Below are 2,548 nucleotides of genomic sequence, written 5' to 3'. Positions count from 1 at the left end.
GCGAAGGCGGACCTCGCGGCCTTCGGGCGCACGCCGTCGGACGCCACGCCCCGCGAGGTCTCCGCGTTCCACGCCTTCTGGGAAGGCATCCCGGCGGAGCGCCAGCTCTCGTTCCTCGGCGCGCTGTACGTGCTGGAGGGCGTGGCGCGGCACCTCGGGGGCGACACACGCCAGGGGTTGGGGCGGCTCGGCCTGGACAGGACGCGGGCGCGCTTCCTGCTCGTGCACCTGGACGTGGATGTGGAGCACGGCGCGCGGGCCCAGGCGCTCTGCGAGTCGCTCGGTGCGCACGGCCCCGAGCCCCTGCTGGACGGCGCGCGCCAGGCGGCGGACTTCTGGGTGGCCCTCCATCGCCGGGCGCTCGCGGAGGCATAGGCCGGGCCCCCGCAGGCCCGCCAGGGTCGAGCCCCTCCCCGAGTCTGGATAACGAGGAGTACGGGACTTGAACCCGTAGGCAGGGCGAAAGGAAAGTGGGTCAGGCTTCTTCGTCGGGGAGGAGCGTGTGGAGTAGCTCATCGTCAGGACTGAGCGGGCGCCAGCCAGCGGGTGGTGGGTCGGCAAGAAGAGCATCGCCGGCCCGCCTTACACGTTCCTTATGCGTTTCTGGCGTAAAGCCGGTCCATAAGCCGAGTGCCTTGGCGACTTTGAATCGGTTGGCGTCGTCGAGCACGCTCGGCCAACCACTGGGTAGGCACTCGGCCAGTTCGCGCACGAGCTGTCCGCGAACCAAGCGCGTGAGCTGCTTGCTCCGCTCTGCCTCGGCAACGAGCCCACTGAAAACCTGCACCCCAGCGATCTCGCCCTCTCCTAGCTCCGCAGCAAGCTTCACGAGTGAGGCGGTCGGGTGCGCCTCAGCAAAAGCGGTCAGGGAGTCATAGCCGCGCTCGCGAACTCTCTCGTACAAGCGGACCTTCCAGTTGCAGTCCCATGGATTTCTGGCGGTCATCGACTGCTCCCCAAGACGAAATTCATCGGGATGTAGTAGCGCTCCATGGTCACGGCGACGATGTCCAGGATCTCGTTTCTCGTCAACATCCGGCCGGCTTTGGTCTCCGCGTCGTGCAAGACCTCCATGATCATCCGGTTCCACTCACCGGGCCATGTGCGCCCCAGCTTCCAGTTCCCCCCGCCGTGAATGGCCTCGTGATGTGCCTGCTCCATCCGGACGCAGAATTGATCGATGTCCATGGCGCCCTTGAAGCCGCGCCGCTCGAACCACTCGCGGTGCTCCTGCGGTAGCACATGGTGCTTGGGGGCGTCCGACATGCCCGCCCCCGACCTGCCCGTCACCTGCATGCCGCGCACTTCGGGGCTGTCCCCCAGCGCTTCGCGCACGCCCTTGGGTAGGTCCTGGTGCGCCTGGGCCATCGTGACCTGTCCGCCCTGAATGAGGACGGCCGCGCCGACGGCAGGCATGGAGATGACGCCCGCCTGCACGAGCCTTCGCATCATCTCCACCCACTCGGCGGAGACCACCAGTCGCGAGCCCACCATGACGCCGCCTGAACTCATTGCCAGGCCCACGCCGAGCGCCGCAGGGGCCGAGGGCGGCACGCGTGGCAGGGCCATCTTCATCGTGGAGATCATCGTGACCATCTCCACTGCCTGCATCGCCGCGATGACCTGCCCACCAAGCTTCAGGGTCTCGCGGGTCTCTCGTTGGAGTGTGTCGAATTCACGCGTCAGCTTCCCCATCAGCTCGGGCATCGCGGTGGTCGCTGCCTCCACCCGCTCCGGGTCCAGTGAGGCGAGGTCCGTCAGCGTGGGCTCCATCATCCCCTGCACGCGATGAAGGTCCACGAAGAGCTTCTCGGCACTGCACATGGGGCAGTGACGGAGCACGGCGTCCGCGAGGTGCAGGAAGTCCACCCAGGTGGCCAAGAGGAGCGTCCCGAACTGAGCCGCCTGGAGCTTCGGCCCTGTCATGCGTAGCAGGCCCAGCTCCATGTCCGTGTCGCCAACCTCGGAGGCCGCTTCCGTCAATGTGGTGGCGCTCCCAAGCGCGCCATGAAGCCACGTCACTTGCTTGGAGCCCTGGTCGAGGTAGCGCGTGAAGACGCCGGTCAGGCTCCAGCCCCAGAGGTCCGGAGGACGGGCCGCCAGCTTGCTGAACGCGGCCTCGACGCGGGTCAGGGAGCCCTTCACGTCTTTCGTCGCGTCGAGGACTGCCTGCCGCGTCAATGCATTGCTCCGGCCCCCGCCCCCGACAGCGCTGTCTCCCACGGCGGTCACGTCGTCACGCGGCTGCTGGCGGCGCAGGAGCCGTTGCTCGGGCCCAGCAAGAGCGCGCGGGAGGAAGTTCTGGGCGCGCGGGGACTCATCGCTCGGGGGTTCCCCCCAGGTGGGCGACGAGGCTTCGCGCGGTGCGTAGCTCAAGTTTCGGCCACGCCCAGGCGCTTGCGACACGGAGGCGCATCCAGTGGCCATCAGAACCAGGGCCAGCACCAGGGCATCAGCGCGCATTGTCCACCCCCAGGCCCACCGAGGCGAACACCCCAGGCCGCAGCGTCCCCTCCGGCGTGGGGAAGAGCAGCGTGCCGCCCGTCCC

General features: G+C 68.2%; 3 protein-coding genes. 1 reads left to right on the top strand and 2 read right to left on the bottom strand.

Going from position 1 to position 2,548, the window contains the following annotated elements; translation table 11 throughout:
- Positions 1-375: iron-containing redox enzyme family protein (locus D7V97_RS42140; protein ID WP_147445232.1), on the top strand; the 375-nt coding region annotated here is incomplete at its 5' end.
- A 100-nt stretch (positions 376-475) separates the two neighbouring features.
- Here the strand turns inward: D7V97_RS42140 and D7V97_RS42135 are convergent.
- Together D7V97_RS42135 and D7V97_RS42130 are read right to left on the bottom strand one after the other, a co-directional pair.
- On the bottom strand, positions 476-946 hold the full coding sequence (locus D7V97_RS42135; protein WP_120616153.1) for an NUDIX hydrolase: 471 nt from the start codon (positions 944-946) through the stop codon (positions 476-478).
- On the bottom strand, positions 943-2,145 hold the full coding sequence (locus tag D7V97_RS42130; protein ID WP_368669025.1) for a DUF2380 domain-containing protein: 1,203 nt from the start codon (positions 2,143-2,145) through the stop codon (positions 943-945). The genes D7V97_RS42135 and D7V97_RS42130 overlap by 4 nt, the downstream gene beginning before the upstream one ends.
- Positions 2,146-2,548: the final 403 nt, after the last annotated feature.

Origin of the sequence: Corallococcus sp. CA053C (genome assembly GCF_003611675.1) — a bacterium.
Taxonomy (GTDB): Bacteria; Myxococcota; Myxococcia; order Myxococcales; family Myxococcaceae; genus Corallococcus.
This window is presented reverse-complemented; position numbering and strand designations above follow the sequence as displayed.